This window comes from Streptomyces sp. NPDC052114, assembly GCF_040680155.1.
Taxonomy (GTDB): Bacteria; Actinomycetota; Actinomycetes; order Streptomycetales; family Streptomycetaceae; genus Streptomyces.
Genome location: NZ_JBFAWC010000017.1, coordinates 18069 through 31188 on the forward strand (window position 1 = coordinate 18069; position 13120 = coordinate 31188).

General features: G+C 72.5%; 11 protein-coding genes. 2 read left to right on the top strand and 9 right to left on the bottom strand.

Going from position 1 to position 13120, the window contains the following annotated elements:
* Positions 1-65 precede the first annotated feature (65 nt).
* The 5 genes from AB0L89_RS31390 to AB0L89_RS31410 form a co-directional block, all read right to left on the bottom strand.
* Positions 66-869 carry a polysaccharide deacetylase family protein gene (locus AB0L89_RS31390; RefSeq protein ID WP_365148442.1) on the bottom strand — a complete coding sequence of 268 codons (804 nt, stop codon included), beginning with the start codon at positions 867-869 and terminating at the stop codon, positions 66-68.
* A complete protein-coding gene (locus AB0L89_RS31395) occupies positions 866-1891 on the bottom strand; it encodes a glycosyltransferase family 2 protein (RefSeq protein WP_365148445.1) in 1026 nt (341 codons plus the stop codon). The genes AB0L89_RS31390 and AB0L89_RS31395 overlap by 4 nt, the downstream gene beginning before the upstream one ends.
* The gene (locus AB0L89_RS31400) at positions 1888-2721 is read right to left on the bottom strand and encodes a glycosyltransferase family 2 protein (RefSeq protein WP_365148448.1); all 834 of its coding nucleotides are present in this window, start codon (positions 2719-2721) and stop codon (positions 1888-1890) included. The genes AB0L89_RS31395 and AB0L89_RS31400 overlap by 4 nt, the downstream gene beginning before the upstream one ends.
* Positions 2722-3083: 362 nt before the next feature.
* Positions 3084-4184, bottom strand: coding sequence for a GNAT family N-acetyltransferase (locus tag AB0L89_RS31405; protein ID WP_365148451.1), 1101 nt, complete (start codon positions 4182-4184; stop codon positions 3084-3086).
* Position 4185: 1 nt separating this feature from the next.
* A complete protein-coding gene (locus AB0L89_RS31410; RefSeq protein ID WP_365148454.1) occupies positions 4186-4611 on the bottom strand; it encodes a hypothetical protein in 426 nt (141 codons plus the stop codon).
* A gap of 234 nt (positions 4612-4845) precedes the next feature.
* On the opposite strand from AB0L89_RS31410, the gene AB0L89_RS31415 reads away from it, so the two are divergent.
* Positions 4846-5667, top strand: coding sequence for an SGNH/GDSL hydrolase family protein (locus AB0L89_RS31415; RefSeq protein WP_365148457.1), 822 nt, complete (start codon positions 4846-4848; stop codon positions 5665-5667).
* A gap of 6 nt (positions 5668-5673) precedes the next feature.
* On the opposite strand, the gene AB0L89_RS31420 is transcribed toward AB0L89_RS31415, so the two are convergent.
* The 4 genes from AB0L89_RS31420 to AB0L89_RS31435 all read right to left on the bottom strand — a co-directional run bounded on the left by AB0L89_RS31420 (position 5674) and on the right by AB0L89_RS31435 (position 12240).
* A complete protein-coding gene (locus AB0L89_RS31420; RefSeq protein ID WP_365148460.1) occupies positions 5674-7377 on the bottom strand; it encodes a protein kinase in 1704 nt (567 codons plus the stop codon).
* A 31-nt stretch (positions 7378-7408) separates the two neighbouring features.
* The gene (locus AB0L89_RS31425) at positions 7409-8797 is read right to left on the bottom strand and encodes a nickel transporter (protein ID WP_365148826.1); all 1389 of its coding nucleotides are present in this window, start codon (positions 8795-8797) and stop codon (positions 7409-7411) included.
* 377 nt (positions 8798-9174) lie between these two features.
* Positions 9175-10506: a tetratricopeptide repeat protein gene (locus AB0L89_RS31430; RefSeq protein ID WP_365148463.1), complete on the bottom strand. Its 1332-nt coding sequence runs from the start codon at positions 10504-10506 to the stop codon at positions 9175-9177.
* A 168-nt stretch (positions 10507-10674) separates the two neighbouring features.
* On the bottom strand, positions 10675-12240 hold the full coding sequence (locus tag AB0L89_RS31435) for a DUF4331 domain-containing protein (protein ID WP_365148465.1): 1566 nt from the start codon (positions 12238-12240) through the stop codon (positions 10675-10677).
* A 548-nt stretch (positions 12241-12788) separates the two neighbouring features.
* Here AB0L89_RS31435 and AB0L89_RS31440 point away from each other — a divergent pair.
* The gene (locus tag AB0L89_RS31440; protein ID WP_365148468.1) at positions 12789-13058 is read left to right on the top strand and encodes a hypothetical protein; all 270 of its coding nucleotides are present in this window, start codon (positions 12789-12791) and stop codon (positions 13056-13058) included.
* Positions 13059-13120: the final 62 nt, after the last annotated feature.

Genomic DNA, 13120 nt, shown 5'->3' on the forward strand with positions numbered 1-13120 from the left:
TGCCGGACGGCGGTGACTGTCCGGTGCTCGCGGACCCAGGGGCATCGTGCTGGGCCGTGGTCGTGTCAGACACGGGAACGAATGGCCTTCCGGCGGACCTGTCGGGCTCTGCGGACCATGGCGTACCCCTTGGTGAGGGCGCGGTCCCTGGCGAAGTTGCGGCCGATCGAACGGCCCGTCACGAGCCGCTCGAACTCCTCGGGCTCGGTGGCGCGGCGCACGGTGACCCGCCGCAGCGCGTACGGGCCCTGGGTGCGGCGCGCGAGGCCGTTGCCGACGGCGAGGGCCTGGGTGAAGCCCGTCTCGCGCACCCGCTCGCGCACCCGGCGGCTGGAGTAGCCGTACGGGTAGGCGAAGGAGACGGGCCGGGTGCCCAGCTCGTCGGCGACGATGTCGCGGCAGCGCCGCAGCTCGAACCGGAGCGCGTCGTCGGTGAGCTGGTCGAGCTGGGGGTGGGTGTGACTGTGCCCGCCGATCTCCATGCCCTCGGCGGCCAGTTCGCGCACCTGGTCCCAGTCGAGCATGCGGTCGAGGCCGGCCCCGGTGTCGTACTCCCCGCGCAGCCAGCCGGTGGAGACGAACAGGGTCGAGGCGAAGCCGTGCTTGGCGAGGACGGGCAGGGCGTATCGGTGCACGCCCTCGTAACCGTCGTCGAAGGTGATGAGTATCGGCCGTTCGGGCAGCGATTTCCCCGACTCGCGCCAGGCGTCCGCCAGTTGGGAGGTCGTGAGCGGGGTGAACCCCCGCTCGCCGAGCACCTCCATCTGCCGCGCGAAGGCCTCGGGCGACACCGAGAGCTCGTGTGTCGCCTCGTTCGGCACGTGCGCGACCGCGTGGTACATGAGTATGGGCACCGGGTCCTCACTCATGCGGCAGCCCCCTCGCCTCCCGTGCTCCGGCCGTCGTCGGCAGGGGTCACTCCGGCGATCTCCACGACGGAGAACGTGGCGCCTCCCCTGCGCGCACGGATGCTGCCGAGTACGTACCCCCCGGCCGCCGCGAACACTCCCGTCACGATGGCGCCCGCCCGGCCCGCGCCGCCGGGCCGCCCGAGCAGCGCGTCCCGCAGCCCGCGGGCGACCCCGGCGGGCAGTACGCGGGTGGTGTAGCGCCGCTCGGACTCGAGTCCCTTGTCGGCGCCGACACTTCGGGCCACCAGCGCCTTCGAGAGGCCTTCCGCGTACGTGCGCGTACGGAAGTAGGGGAAGCGCTCCCGCGCCGCGGGCACCCGGTGGTGGATCACCGAGCGGTCGTCGATGAGCAGGACCGCGTCGGGGCGCGCGCGGGTGAGCCGGATGCAGAACTCGGTCTCCTCGCAGCCCAGCGGGCGCTTGTCGCCGTCCCGTCCGATGCCCGTGGCGAAGCCGCCCGCCACGTCGAAGGCGGACCGCCGGAACGAGGCGTTGCCGCCGAGGACGTTGCGGACGCGGACCCGGCCCGCGGGCAGCCCCCGGTACGTACAGCCCACCACCCAGTCGAACTCCTCGGGGAACCAGGCGGGCCGGTGGCCCGACTCCCAGGCGGGCATGGTCCGGCCGCCGACGGCCAGGACCCGCGGGTCCTCGAACCCCTCGGCGAAGTGGCGCAGCCAGTCCCGCTCGGCGACGGCGTCGTCGTCGAGGAAGGCGATGATCTCCCCGCGGGACGCGGCGATGCCGGTGTTGCGGCCGGCCGACAGGCCGCGGGGGCCCGCGTTCGCGAGCACCCGCACCGCCTCGGTCTCCTTGTACTCCCTGGTCAGGCGGTCCAGGAGCGTGGCGTTGTGGTCCACCACGAGCAGGGTCTCTTCGGCCGCCAGCGACTGCGCCCGCACCGAGGAGACCGCCGCGAGGATGTCCTCCCAGCGGTCCTCGGTGTACACGCAGATGACGACGGATATCTCCGCGCTCAAGACACCTCTCCCTGGCCGGTGCGGAAGGGGAGGTCCCGCGCGCCCTTGCGCCGTGCGGCCCGCCTGACGCGGTTCGAGCGCTCGGTGAGGATCACCTTCAGTACGCGGATGCCGTCGCGGACGGCGCTGAGGTTGCTGGTGCCGTGGATCCGCAGGTACTCGTGGCTGGGGATCTCCTGCACCTTGAGCCCCGCCTTGACGACCCGGATGTTCATCAGGGTCTCGACCTCGAAGCCGGTGCAGTCGAGCTCGATCTTGTCCAGGCAGTGCCGCCAGAACGCGTTGTAGCCGTAGCACAGGTCGGTGTAGCGGGCGCCGAACTTGGCGTTGACCACGGAGCACAGGACGTGGTTGCCGAGCTTGCGGATCGGCGTCATGTCGTCCGTGCCGCCGCCGTTGGCGAAGCGGGAGCCCTTGGCGAAGTCGGCGCCCGAGACGAGGGCGGAGACGTAGGAGACGATCTCGCTGCCGTCGGCCGAGCCGTCCGCGTCGACCATCACGATGATGTCGCCGGTGCACGCGGCGAAGCCGGTGATCAGGGCGTCGCCCTTGCCCTTGCCGAGCTGGCGGACGACCTTGACGTCCGGCCACAGCTCGCGGGCGACGGCCACCGTGTCGTCGGTGGAGTTGCCGTCCACGAGGACGACCTCATGGATCCACTCGGGCAGTGTCTTGAAGACGTACGGAAGATTCTCCGCTTCGTTCATGGCCGGGATCACGACGCTCACGGGCGGAGTGATGGCCAAGTGCGTGGAGATCGGACGGTAGTTCCTGGAGATGTTGTCTAACGGGTCCTGTCCGGCATCTGCCGGGCGCACAAAAGAACTCATGAGTCCGGTGGTCCCTCTCGTCCGGTGGACCGCCCGCCCCCGGGCGGTCCGGTAATTGATCCGGTTCGAAAGGGGGGTTCTCACTTGCGCATGACGAAATAGATCTCCGTGCACGCCGAGTGAGCTGGCATTGCGCGGGACGTGACTCGGTCAATGAGCGATCGCCGAGCACGGCACCCCCCTACCGCGCCCCGTGACGGCACCGTCGCGATCTTGAGCCCTCCCCTTGATCGCATTGCGTGATGGGCCGTTGCGGGTGGATGTAAGACGGTATTGATGATTGAGACTGTATGGCAAGACCTGAAACATGGCCTCACGTTTTTCATGATTTGGGCAATCTATGCGGTCACATTCGGACTGCCCTATTCCCGGCTGCGTGATCGAAATTGGCCCATCCTTTTGAGCAGCCTGTCGGCCGGCTCGAAGAATTCCGGTCGTGACTGCACGGTGTTCCGCAACGCCCTGACCGGGGCACGGTGCGCTCGGTGTCCGAACGCGACCGGGTGGCGCAGCGCCACCCACCCCTCGGACACGGCCAGTTCGCGTGTCTTGAGGGAATCCTTGTACGCCTTCTGGCCCCGGCCGAGATCGAGATACGCGATCCCCTCGGCCGCGGCGGCCTCGGCCATGCGCAGATGCAGGACCAGGCCGGGCGAGTACTTCGAGAACGCCGGGTCGTACGCCGGGAACCAGCAGGCGAGGACCCGCTCGGAACGCAGTCCGAAGTGCGCGGCGATCGGCACGTCCGCGGCGTAGAGGACCGAGAGGATCCCGGCGAACGAGTCGGAGCGGGTGTGGAAGAGGCGGCGCACCAGCTGGGATATCCAGGGGTGCGCGAAGCGGTCGCTGCGTCCCGTCCTGCGGTACTGCGCGGACTTCCAGCCCATCAGCGTGGCCAGGACCTCGGGGTCGCGCTCGTCGTGGACGTAGCGCACCGCGCCGTGGTCGCGGGCCAGTCTGCGCTCCTTGGCGAGCGTCGTCCTGGTGAACTTCGGCGAGCGCTCGCGCAGTTGGCCGAGATAGGCGTCATATCCCTGGTCGATGTCCATCACGGGTGAAGGGAACGAGCCGGATGCGCCGGTCTCGAAAGGCCCTTGCCCGCCGACCAGATGATCGAATTCCCACACCACGAGCCCGCAGGCCCGCAGCAGCTGCCGGGCGTCCCACTCGAAACCGGGTCTGTGCACCAGACCCTGGCAGTCGGAGACGCCGAGGCCGACGGCCCGGCCGACGCCGGTGGCGGATCTCTGGAACGGGAAGAACGCGGCCGGCTCGCCGTCCTCGTGCGCGACGGCGATCCGCACCCCGCGCCGCCACTGCCCCGTCGCGAGCGTGAACTCCGGCGAGAGGAACGGGTTGGCGAGGTCGGGCGAACCGTCGAGGTGCGCCTTGGACTGGAGCGCGGTCCAGGCCGCCCGGTCGGCGGCGGTGAGCTCGCCGGGGCGGTGCACGGTGATGTTCACGTCAGGAAGTCCACCTTCTCGCCGTACGGCGACGCAGGCTCCGTACCACTGTCAGCAGGAGGAAGAGCGAGCTGAGCGCGGTGACGGCGACGACTCCGCCGCGTACCGACCACACGTGCAGGGCGAGCATGCCCTGGGCCACGAGGAGATTGACCGCGACGGCGCCGGAGACGGCGGCCACGGTCCGGCCCCATGGCTCAAGGGCCCGGAGCGCGGCGCCGATCGCCGCCGCGGGTGCGGCGAGAAGGAAGAAGAGGGTGAAGGGCCCGCGCAGCGGCGAGCTCAGATCGACGAGCGCGAGCACCGCGCCCACGCCGCCCACGGCGACGGCCACCCCGGCCAGCAGGGGCGACACGTCCCTGTCGCGGTGCTGTCCGGTCTGCTGCCCCGTGTCTGATGGCAGCGCCTTGCTCCTGATGGTCTGCATTGGCGACTTTGCCCCCCAGCGCGCCGGATGCCGGGCTTCAATGTCGCGCAGTCCCGGGCGGCGCGTCAAGATGCGCAGGAAGGGTGCAGATGTTCCCCGCACGCCCCCTTCGGGGTGAGTGAACTCCCCGTGCGGGCAAGGGAATTGTTGACGAATTCATTGACATGGACACTATCGGTGGCCAGTGGTGCGTGCTACCACAGTCGAGGCAGAAATCCTGCTAAGGGAGGTTGCATGAGATTGTCCCGAATCACGGCATACATGTTCTCGCTCCTGCTTGCCGTCGCCTTCGCCCTGACCGGGGCGGGAGTGGCGCAGGCCGACCAGTCGTCCGACCGACAGGCCGCCGCCACGGGCTATGTGGCCCTCGGCGACTCCTACTCGGCCGGCGTCGGCGCGGGCAACTACGACAGCGGCAGCGGGGACTGCAAGCGCAGCCCTCGCGCCTACCCGGCCCTGTGGGCAGCCGCCCACTCACCCTCAAGCTTCAATTTCGTGGCGTGCCTGGGTGCTCGTACGGGTGATGTTCTGTCGAAGCAGCTGGGCCCGCTCAACTCCGGCACCGGTCTCGTCTCCCTGTCCGTCGGAGGCAACGACGCCGGCTTCTCCGACGTCATGACGACCTGTGTCCTGGAGTCCGAGAGCAACTGCCTGGCGCGCATCGACGAAGCACGCAAGTACGTCGACTCGACGCTCCCCGGCAACCTCGACAAGGTGTACGACGCGATCCGCGCGAAGGCCCCCTCCGCCCGCGTCGTGGTGCTCGGCTACCCCCGCTTCTACAAGCTCAACGGCAGCTGCACGACCGGCCTGTCCGAGCGTGAGCGGTCCGCCATCAACTCGGCCGCCGACCACCTCAACTCCGCCACCGCCAAGCGCGCCGCCGACCACGGCTTCACGTTCGGCGACGTCACGGGCACCTTCACCGGGCACGAGATCTGCTCGGGCAGCGCCTGGCTGCACAGCGTGAACTGGCTGAACATCACCGAGTCCTACCACCCCACCGCCTCCGGACAGTCCGGCGGCTACCTCCCGGTGTTCACCTCGGCGGCCTGAGCCCGCCTATCCGTAGGGCGTGTAGGAGCCCCCGCTCGTCGGGGTCTCCTGCTCGCACGTCACCGAGTACGCCACCGCGTTCGAGGTCGCGGCCACCGGCTTGCGCACCTCCACGCTGATCGCGTTCTCGTACGTCCCGCCGCCCTGGTCGTAGGCCGTCTCGACGTGGTTGACCTGCCGCGTCCTGCTCCCGCCCGACGGGAAGGACAGCGTCTTCCAGCCGGGCTCGCTCGGCTCGCCCGACGTCGTCACCCAGCGGTACTCGACGGTCGTGGGGACGCGTCCCACCGTGAACGTCGCGGTGAACGACGGCGCCTGACCGGCCGTCGGCGGACAGACTCCCGTGTACTGCGTATGCGCACCGGACACGTGCACCTTCACGGTCTGGGCGGCCGGAGTGGTCGTCCCGCCGTTCCCGCCGTTCCCACCACCGCCCCCGCTGCCGCTGCCGCCGCCCGTGGAGCCCCCGCCGTCGCTGCCCCCGTTCGACGAGCCGCCGCCGGTGGACCCGCCCGTGCCGCTCCCGCCGTCGGAGCCGCCGTCCGAACCGCTGCTCCCGCCCTTGCCGCCGCCCGTGGACCCGCCGCCGCTGTCGCCGGAGCCGCCGGTGCCGCCCCCGCCCCCGCCGTTGTCGCGGTTGACCAGGGCGTACGTGACACCGCCGATGGCGAGCGCCAGGGCGACGAGCCCCGCCACCAGGACGGCCACCGCGCGGCGCGGCCGGTCGGTGCGGTCGGGCCGGGTGACGGCCGTGCCCGCGGGGCCCGCCGGGGAGCCCGCGGCGGGACCCTGCGGCGTGACGGGCAGCGGCGCGGGCGGCGTCGCCCGCTCGGCGGTGACCGTCGGTGTGTAGGGCAGGGAGGTCTCCGTGCGCGGGGTGCCGCCCGAGGCCACCGTCCGCAGATCGCGCTCGGCGTCGGCGGCCGACATCCGAACGTCGGGGTCCTTGCGCAGCAGCCCCTCGATGACGGAGGTCAGCGGTCCGGCGTTGCGCGCGGGCGGCAACTCCTCGTCCACGATCGCGCGCAGCGTGCTCAGCGGGGTGTCCTGGCGGAACGGCGAGCTGCCCTCCACCGCCGCGTACAGCAGCACGCCGAGGGACCACAGGTCGGAGGCGGGGCCGGGCCGCTGCCCCAACGCCCGCTCCGGCGCGAGGAATTCGGGCGATCCGACGACCTCGCCGGTCATCGTCAGCGCCGAACTGCCCTCGACCATGGCGATGCCGAAGTCCGTCAGGACGACCCGGCCGTCGTTGGCGATGAGGACGTTGCCCGGCTTGACGTCGCGGTGCAGGACGCCGGCGTCGTGGGCGGCGCGCAGGGCGGCCAGCACCTCGGCGCCGATGTGCGCGGCGCGCTGCGGCGGCATCGGGCCCTCGCCCTCCAGCACGTCGGAGAGGGACAGGCCGCGCACGATCTCCATCACGATCCACGGCCGCCCGCCCTCGTTCGCCACGTCGTAGACCGTGACCACGTTCCGGTGGGGGATGCGGGCGGCGGCCCAGGCCTCGCGCTCCAGGCGGGCGTAGAGCCGGTCGACCTCGACCGCGGGGAGCCCGGCGGGCGCGCGCACCTCCTTGACGGCCACCTCGCGCCCGAGCACGTCGTCACGGGCCCGCCACACGGTCCCCATGCCGCCCTCGCCCAAGGGGTCGAGGAGGCGGTACCGCCCGGCGATCACGCGCTCTGGCTGGCTCACGGGCGCCCCCATCCGCAGCGGTGCGATTCTCCACAAAACTAGCTCAACCGAGTGCTGTTGCGGCCCCCTTGAGCACCAATCCACACCCAAGGGCGAGCACGACGCAGGCCGATCCGAGCGGCAGGAACCGTCCCGTGCCGCGCCGCAGCCACCGCGGCCCGAGCCTGCGCCCCGCGAAGTCGCCCATGCGGACGACGAGGAATCCGGCCGCCGTCAGCGTCAGGGCGAGCCCCGCGCCGTATGCCACCACGAGGAGCAGTCCGAACCAGGCCTCGCCGAGGGCGGCGGCGCCGACCAGGACGACGACGGCCGAGGGACTGGGCACGAGGCCGCCGGCGAAACCGAGGAACAAGGTGCCGCGCAGGCTCGTCGGTTGATGGTGATGGTGATGGTGGTGACCGTCACCGTGATGGTGACGGTGCTGCCGCCGTCGCAGCCAGGCCCTGCGTACGAGGAGGAGGCCCGCGCCCGTGACGAGCAGCCCGCTCACCACGCCCAGCCAGGCGACCACCGACGGGCCCGCGGCGGAACCCCCGCTGACGAGCAGCCCGAGGGCGAGCACGCCCAGGGTGTGGGTGACCGTCACCGACGCCGCGAGCGGCAGCACGTCACGCGCGGTGGCCCGGCCTCGGGCGGCCGCGGTGGCGGCCATCAGCGTCTTGCCGTGACCCGGGGCGAGGGCGTGCAGGGCGCCCAGCAGCAGGGCGGTGCCGAGGGCGAGGGCGGCGAAGGCGGGGGTCAGCGGGTGCCGGCCGACGAGCCCCGTCAGGGCCTCGGCCCAGCGGTCGGCGCCGCGCGGCAGCACCGAGGCGGGGCCTTCGGGGCGGCCGTCCTCGGTGAGGGCGGGGCCGCCGGGCCTGATCCGCAGGGTGGCGGACGTGGTGTCCGGTGACTGCGTCCCCTTGGGGTAGCGCGTGAGACGCGCCGACGCGGAGGTCTCCGGTACGTCGGAGCGGGTGAGGGTCATGCGGTCGCCGCGGGCGGTGATCTCGCGCCAGCCGGGGCGGTCGGGGGCGGGGGAGTCGACGCGGACGGAGGCGGTGTCGCCGCGGGGCAGGGGAGCGGTGAGCGTGCACTCCACGCGGAGCGTGTCGAGTCCCGCCTGCCCTGGCCTCCGTGCGGCCCGCGTGGTGCTCGCGGTGAGCTGCGCGGGGCGGCCGTCCACGGTGACGCGGGTGTCCTCTGCGGCGGTACGGCAGCGTTGCCCGGCCCAGGCGGTGAGTCCCGCCTCGCGGATGCGGGGGGTGGCCTGGGCGGCGGGGATCTCGGCGAGGTCCTCGACGTGGTCGATCCGCAGGCGGCCCGGGGCGGCGACGAGTCCGTCGTACTGGTTGACGGTGAAGTTGCCGAGGGGGTGGGCGGAGGCGGGGGCGGCGGGGCCGCCGAGGGCGAGGGCGACGCCGAGTCCGAGGGCGCCGAGGCCGACCCTCAGTAACCTCCGCCCAGTCGGCCGCCCGCCTGCGCCGGGGCGGATGCCACCTTTACCGCTGCCCGGCACCGTGGGCTGCCCCGCCTGCGCCGGGGCTGGAGCCACACTTACCGCTGCCCGGCACCGGGGGCTGTGCCCACCCGTTCCGCCTTGCGGAACGCCTGCCCACAGCGGGAGCGGACACCGGTCCGCAGGCGCCCCACGGCCCGAGGGGACGTGGGGGTATGTGCGAACGGAGCACTGAGCCGGCGATGGCGTCTTTGTTCGTTGGGCGGGGCGCAGGGATGGCGAGTACGCACATACCCCCGCGGCCCCGCCCCATGGACGGACAAGAGGCGCAGACGCCAGCGCAAGGCGGCGCCACAGGGCGGACCAGCGGCTCACGGCGTCCCACCGTCCAGGCGTCGCAGCGTGGTCCGGGCCTCGTGGGCGCCCACCGGGGAGAACGCCCGGTTCAGTTGGAGGGCCGCGCGCAGGGAACGGCGGGCCGAACCCGTGTGGCCCGCGGCCTGTTCGATCATGCCCCGGTGGTAGAGGAACACCGCCTCGCGGAACCCCGTCCCCGTCGCCCGCCGCGCGTACCGCAGGGCCTCCGCGTCCCGCCCGTTCACGTGCAGCGCCCACGCCAGCGCGTCAGCGGTGTGCACCGTCTCCCGTCGGCCCCACTCCGCCCGCGCCGCCCGCAGCGCGGTCACCGCGTCGCCGTGGTCGGCCGCGGCGAGGGCCACGTCCAGGTCCGGCCGGACGCCGTTCGCGCGGGCCAGGGAGACCCACGCGTCCACGAGGCGGTACTGCTCACGGGCCCGCTTCAGGTCGCCCCGCGCCTCGTACAGCTCGCCGAGCGCGACCAGCGGCCCCGGCAGCGGCTGCCGGTCCACGACCTCGCGCAGCCCGGCGATCGCCGCACCCGTGTCGCCGCGGGCCGCCCGCGTGCGGGCGCGGCACTCCAGCGCGGGCAGATAGGTGCGGTCCGCGCGGAGGGCGGCCTCGCAGTGCCGCAGGGCGTCCGCGTACCGGCCCTGGCGCCAGGCGAGCTGGCCGAGCGCCGTGGCGACGTAGGCCACGTCACCGGGCGCGGTGGCCCCGCCGAGGGCCTGCTCCAGGACGCGCCGCGCCGTGGTGACGTCGCCGCGCAGCTCCCGTACGTACGCGTACCGCGTGAAGACCGGAATGCCCGGCCGGCGGGCGTCCGCCTCGTCGGCGGCGCGGGACGCGGCGTCGTAGCGCCCGAGTTCGACGAGGGCGTCGATGCGGGAGGCCAGGGCCCGCTCGTCGTAGGGATTCTCGGCGAGCGCTTCGGTGGCGTACCGCAGGGCGCCGTGGAAGTCGTGCCGGGCGGCGGCGACGGCGGCGCGCCCCGCGAGCGCCGCGTCGTTGCCGGGACGCAGCTCCAGGGAGCGGTCCAGGGCGCGGTCGGCGGCGGTGTAGAGGGCGGGATCGCCGCGGGTGCGGGCCTGTTCGACGTAGGCCGTGCCGAGGACGGCCCAGGACGTGAAGTCCTCGGGTCGCTCGCGCAGCCGGGCCCGGAGCGCCTCGACGCCCCGGTCGAGATCCCCGCCGCGCAGTCCGTCGAACGGAGCCGCGGCGGAGACGGACCCCGGCCGGCTCCCGCCCCCGCCGCCCCCGTCGTCACCGAGGACGACGGCACCTCCGGTGAGGGCGAGCGCGAGCACGACGACGGCGATGGAGGTCCGCAAGGAATGGCGAGCCATGAGAGAGAAGCCCTTCAAGAAGAGTCCTGAGCCGAGCAGAGTGCCGAGCCGAACGGAGGAGGCGCGGCCCGCAGGGGGATGGCATGCGGGCCGCGCCGCTCACAGCGCGGGCCGTGCCCGCGGACGGGCCGGACCCGGAGAGGTCCGGCCCCGGGCCGGAGACGGCCCTCAGGAGCCGCCCGCGGCCCCCCGCCTCCGTGCCCGCCACCACGTGAGGGCCAGGGTCACCAGCAGGACGCCCGCCGCGCCCGCCGCGGCCGAGGCCAGGAGGAGCGTGTCGTCCGAGCCGCCGGACGACGAGGACGTCGGGCTCATCGCCGCGCCGTTCAGCGCGTCGCGCGTCCCGTTCGCCTTGTCGCCGTTGCCGTCGCCGCCGCCCGCCTTGGCCAGCGGGCCGCGGGAGCCGGGCGTGGGCAGGGCCACGTACGGGAAGGTCCCGCCGAACGCCTGGTCGTTGGCGTTCACCGCGTCGCCCAGGTCGTTCTTGTTGCCGACGAGTTCACCCGCCACGGCCTGGAGCTCGATGTCGACGACGTCGTCGGCGAGCCGGCGCCCGTTCGGGAAGCCCGCGTTGTCCCCGTCCAGCACACCGAGCCGCTTCGGATCGGCGGCCGGCTTGATGGAGGTGTTGAGGCGCAGCGCCTCCGCGGGCCGTACGTTCGGGGGCTGGTTGAGGCCCTTGACGCCCGTCAGGAACACGGACACCAGGTCCTTCCTGGGCTCGTCCGCCGCCTTGATGCCGTAGAACTTCTCCAGGAGCCGTGCCAGTTCCGGCTTCTGCACGTACGACAGGAAGTCCGCGTCGTTCCACGGCGAGGACGCGTTGAACTTGTCCTTGTCGCGCTGCGGCACGACGACCTCGTTCACCAGCGGGTTGCCGAGCCGCGACACCTGCGTCCAGTCGCCCTTGGCGTTCTTGCGCTGGGTCGTGGACCAGATGCCCACCGTCGGCTGCTTCTCCGACTGGCGGATGTCGGCGTTCGGCACCTGCAGGGCGACCGTGTTCACGTTGTAGCCCTTGAGGGTGTCCCGGCCGACCTCCGACAGGTCACCGCCGTACAGCAGGTCGAAGACGCGCAGGTCCAGGAAGAAGGGGTCGTCGGCCTGCCCGACGTACGACGTGCCGCCGCCCGGGACCTTCCGCACGGCCTGGTCGCGCAGCTTCTTGTAGTCCGGCATGGAGGCCTTGCCGACGTGCGAGGGCGCGACCGGCAGATTGTCGGCGATCTTCTTCGTGGAGACGACCTTCTGGTCCTTCAGCTTCAGCAGGTCGATGTCGTACGTCTGCGTGACGTTGAGGTCGGGGTCGTCGAGGCTGGTCACCGCGCCGGTGTTGTAGAGGAACGTATTGCCGTTCTTGACCTTGGTGTCGAAGGTCCAGCGGTAGAGCAGATCCCCCTGCGCGTCGCCGTCGCTGTCGATGTGGACGTCGTACTGCGCGTCCTCGGGGAACGGATAGAAGTTGGGGCCGCCCGCGGGCTCCTCGAAGGGCGTCCAGTTCGCCACGATCGTCGTGGTGTCCGGCTTGTCGGGGCTCACGAACGCGTACACGTCCGTGTTGTCGTACTGCGGCTGCCCCGAGATCAGCGGAGCCTCGCGGTGGCTGGAGGCCCGCGCGGCCCCCGGGTCCAGCGCGCTCACCCCGGCGGCTGCGAGCCCCCCGGCGGCGAGCGCGCCGCAGACCAGCGTGGCGAGGCCGCGACGGCCCCGCCTCCTCCTGGCTATTGCTGTCATCGCGTCCGTCCTTACGCACCTGCTGCGCCCGGCCGTGTGCCTGGCTTGATACAGGCCATTCGGGGCCGCGGCGCGGACGGATTGCCCGAATTTTCCGGCGGTGGGTGCTCCGTTTCTCGCGGGGGGCGGTGCCGACGCCGCGCGCCTGGCGCGTGCGACCTCCGCCCCGGCTCCGGCGCTTCCGCCCGCCCGGACCGGGGCGACAGTGCGCCGAGCCTTGTGGGGGCCGCCTAGGTCCTGTAGGAGAGGGCGGCCGTCCGGCGGAGGCCCGGGCGGCTCGGTGGCGACTGTGCGTGAGATAGCCCACGTCATGGCGCCCCCGGTCCCGGCGTCGGGGCCCGCCCCGCTCCGTCCCCGCCGACGGCTTCGTCCCGATCCACCGTCAGGCCGTATGTCCAACTCGCCCTGGAATCAGTCGTATTCGGAGTGCCATCGTCAACCTCCTTGACCGGGAGGTGAATCCTGCGACCGGGATACACGCGTGTCCCGATGGGGCGATAGGGTTAACCTGCCCTGGGCCGGGTGCCCTCGTACGGGTGGGGAGTGACATGGAACAGATAACGGTGCGCAGCAGGGCGCGTGTCCCTGCGATCACCTGTGGCAGCAGCGCGACCAGCTCGCGTCTCGACCGGCATCTCTCGGTGCTGGGCGGCCCCGCCGTCCCGCAGCGCGAGTCGCACGAGGCGACGTTGCTGATGCGTGAGCTGACCTCGCGTGGACCCGCGCACGCCCGCAGCAGCAGGGGTGCCCGAGTGAGGCGTGTCTCGCTGTTCGCGCCGCTGCGCAGGTTGCGGCGGTCGCTTTTCGGGGGTCGCTGACCACGGGTGGCCTGGGGGTGTCGAACCGCCGTTCCGCGGCGGGTCTCGCCCCACCACCCACC

Excerpts from the sequence above, each read along its gene's own strand:
- AB0L89_RS31390 (WP_365148442.1), bottom strand. The coding sequence starts at position 869 with ATGAGTGAGGACCCGGTGCCCATACTCATGTACCACGCGGTCGCGCAC.
- AB0L89_RS31400 (WP_365148448.1), bottom strand. The coding sequence starts at position 2,721 with ATGAGTTCTTTTGTGCGCCCGGCAGATGCCGGACAGGACCCGTTAGAC.
- AB0L89_RS31410 (WP_365148454.1), bottom strand. The coding sequence starts at position 4,611 with ATGCAGACCATCAGGAGCAAGGCGCTGCCATCAGACACGGGGCAGCAG.
- AB0L89_RS31415 (WP_365148457.1), top strand. The coding sequence starts at position 4,846 with ATGAGATTGTCCCGAATCACGGCATACATGTTCTCGCTCCTGCTTGCC.
- AB0L89_RS31420 (WP_365148460.1), bottom strand. The coding sequence starts at position 7,377 with ATGGGGGCGCCCGTGAGCCAGCCAGAGCGCGTGATCGCCGGGCGGTAC.
- AB0L89_RS31430 (WP_365148463.1), bottom strand. The coding sequence starts at position 10,506 with ATGGCTCGCCATTCCTTGCGGACCTCCATCGCCGTCGTCGTGCTCGCG.
- AB0L89_RS31435 (WP_365148465.1), bottom strand. The coding sequence starts at position 12,240 with ATGACAGCAATAGCCAGGAGGAGGCGGGGCCGTCGCGGCCTCGCCACG.
- AB0L89_RS31440 (WP_365148468.1), top strand. The coding sequence starts at position 12,789 with ATGGAACAGATAACGGTGCGCAGCAGGGCGCGTGTCCCTGCGATCACC.